The following is a 2,594-nucleotide window of genomic DNA, read 5'->3' as shown; positions in this document are numbered from 1 at the left end:
GGCACGAACTGGGTGAAGCTGTTCACCACCGCGATGATCGGCTTGCCGAAATCGCTGTCCTTCATGCCCGTCGCGCGCCACAGCCCCCGGGCCCCCGCCATGTTGCGACCATGGGTGGACGTGCGCGAACGATAGGCTGGCATGGGTAGGAACTCCGGCAACTGACTCGAAAATCACAGGCTCAAACCCGCCCCCTACTCCACGCGAGAGGGCCAGTCGAAGGATAATTTTCAAGGCCGCCCGGCGCGGCGAGGCCCGGAATCCCTAGCTGATTTCAAGCGCAACCTGATTGGCGACACGCGCCAGCAGATCGGCCCAGCGCGCCTGCCCTTCCGCCGTGCCAACCTGATCCTGCCGCACTTCCACGCCCAGATAGGGCCGGCCTTCCGCTTCGGCGTGGCGGTTCATCGTGGCATTGAGCAGGCGGCCGGAATAGGGCTCCTGATCGCCCACGATCAGCCCTTCGGCCTCCAGCAGAGGAATCGCGATGCGCGCGGCGCGATCATCCTCGTTGTAGAGTACGCCGATATGCCATGGTCGCGGTTCGTCGCTGGTTGCCAGCCGTGGCGTGAAGCTGTGCAGCGACAGGATCAACGCGGCGGGCGCGGCATCCAGCGTATCGGCCAGCGCCGCGTGATAGGGCCGGAAGAACCGCGCCAGCCGCGCCTCGTGCCCCGCGTGATCCAGCGCGTTGCCCGGAATGGCGTGCCCGTCGCTGGCGATCGGAATGACGGCGGGCGCGTGCTCCTCGCGGTTGAAATCGCACACCAGCCGGCTGACGTTGCCAAGGAACGCGGCGATGCCCGGCCGCTCCGCCATGCGTTCGGCAATCCCGGCGACGCCGATGTCCACCGCGATGTGCTGGTCGAGCAGCGCGGGATCGATGCCAAGGTCGATGTCATCGGGCACGCGGTTGGAGGCGTGGTCCGACACCACCATGATCCCGCCGAAACGCGGCGTGCCCAGCAGACGGAAGGCGTCGGTCATCGCAAGGCTCCCGCCAAAGTCCACCAACCGGTCTGGCTGGCTGCAATCGATCGCGCGGCCGCATCGCGCGCAGTGCTGGTTTCGAACAGCGCAAAGCAGGTCGCGCCCGAGCCGGACATGCGGGCAAGACGCGGGCCGGTTGCCTGAAGCGCGGCCAGCACGTCGGCAATCTGCGGGTGCAACGCCACGGCCGGCATTTCCAGATCGTTGCGCGCATCAGCCCAGTTGGCGACGTCCAGCGCGCCCCGGTCGATGCCGTCCCACGCGAAAAAGACCGGGCCGGTGGGGCAGGCAACGCGCGGATTGACCAGAAGCACGGGCAATCCTTCCAGCGCGCTGCCGTCGATGGGCGTCAGCTTCTCCCCCACGCCTTCGCCATGCACGGTTTGCGAGGCGACGCAGGCGGGCACATCGGCGCCGAGGTCTGCCGCTACATCGGAAGGGCGCACATGGTCTGGCCCCAGCCCCCACATACGCGAGAGCAGGCGCAGGGCTGCCGCCGCGTCCGCCGATCCACCGCCGATCCCGGCGGCGATGGGCAAGCGCTTTTCCAGCGTGAATGCCGCGCCGCCCCGGATGCCGTTGCGGTCGGCAAGCATCCGTGCGGCGCGCAGGACGAGGTTGTCATCGCCGTTTGACAGCCCATCGGCGAACGGACCGGTGATCGTGAGCGAGAAAGTGTCAGCCGGTTCGGCGGTCAGTTCGTCGCCCGCGTCCACGAAGGCGAACAGCGTCTCCAGTTCGTGATAACCATCAACCCGCCGCCGCCGCACGTGGAGCGCGAGGTTGAGCTTGGCGTAGGCGGTTTCGCGAAAGGCGGGGGCGGGATTCATCCTCCCTTCCCTGAAACGGGCGAAGCGCCGGAGCAACCCCGACGCCTCGCCTTTTTCCACGGTATCGCCCAAGCGATCACATGTTCGGGTAGTTCGGCCCGCCGCCACCTTCGGGCGTCACCCAGTCAATGTTCTGGGTCACGTCCTTGATGTCGCAGGTTTTGCAGTGGACGCAGTTCTGCGCGTTGATCTGCAGGCGCGGTTCGCCTTCCTCCACGCCGACGAACTCATAGACCCCCGCCGGGCAATAGCGCTGCTCCGGCCCGGCGTAGAGCGGCAGATTGATCCGCGTCGGCACCGTCGGGTCCTTGAGCACGAGGTGGCACGGCTGATCCTCCTCGTGGTTGGTGTAGGAGAACGAAACCGATGTCAGGCGGTCGAAGCTGATCACGCCATCGGGCTTGGGATAGGCGATCGGCTTGAACAGGTCGGCGCGCTGCGTCGCTTCGGCATCCTTGTGGTGCTTGAGCGGTTTCCACAGGCCGAAACCGGCAATCGTGCGCAGCCACATGTCCGTGCCGGCCAGCACGGTGCCGAGTTCGCCGCCGAACTTGGCGATGAGCGGCTGGGCGTTCTGCACCTTCTTCAGTTCGGTGGCGATCCAGCTTTCGCGCACGGCCGCGTCATATTCGGCCATCGCGTCCTTCTCGCGCCCGGCCGCGATCGCGGCGGCCGCCGCCTCGGCCGCGAGCATCCCGCTCTTCATCGCGGTGTGGCTGCCCTTGATGCGCGGCACGTTGACGAAGCCGGCCGAGCAGCCGATCAGCGCGCCGC

At 67.2% G+C, this 2,594-nt stretch carries 3 protein-coding genes; all 3 read right to left on the bottom strand.

Annotated features, from left to right (window positions below):
* Window positions 1-264 precede the first annotated feature (264 nt).
* Entirely contained in the window at window positions 265-987 is a 723-nt protein-coding gene (locus B3547_RS17160; protein ID WP_292965060.1) for an N-formylglutamate amidohydrolase, read from the bottom strand.
* Window positions 984-1,820 carry a 4-(cytidine 5'-diphospho)-2-C-methyl-D-erythritol kinase gene (locus tag B3547_RS17155; protein ID WP_124809803.1) on the bottom strand — a complete coding sequence of 279 codons (837 nt, stop codon included), beginning with the start codon at window positions 1,818-1,820 and terminating at the stop codon, window positions 984-986. The genes B3547_RS17160 and B3547_RS17155 overlap by 4 nt, the downstream gene beginning before the upstream one ends.
* 76 nt (window positions 1,821-1,896) lie before the next feature.
* A partial coding sequence (locus B3547_RS17150; RefSeq protein ID WP_292965057.1) for an electron transfer flavoprotein-ubiquinone oxidoreductase occupies window positions 1,897-2,594 on the bottom strand: 698 nt, incomplete at its 5' end.

The organism is Novosphingobium sp. UBA1939, assembly GCF_002336885.1.
GTDB lineage: Bacteria > Pseudomonadota > Alphaproteobacteria > Sphingomonadales > Sphingomonadaceae > Novosphingobium.
This window is presented reverse-complemented; position numbering and strand designations above follow the sequence as displayed.

What these genes read in the sequence shown, in the direction of transcription:
- B3547_RS17160 (WP_292965060.1), bottom strand. Translation starts at nt 987, where the DNA reads ATGACCGACGCCTTCCGTCTGCTGGGCACGCCGCGTTTCGGCGGGATC.
- B3547_RS17155 (WP_124809803.1), bottom strand. Translation starts at nt 1,820, where the DNA reads ATGAATCCCGCCCCCGCCTTTCGCGAAACCGCCTACGCCAAGCTCAAC.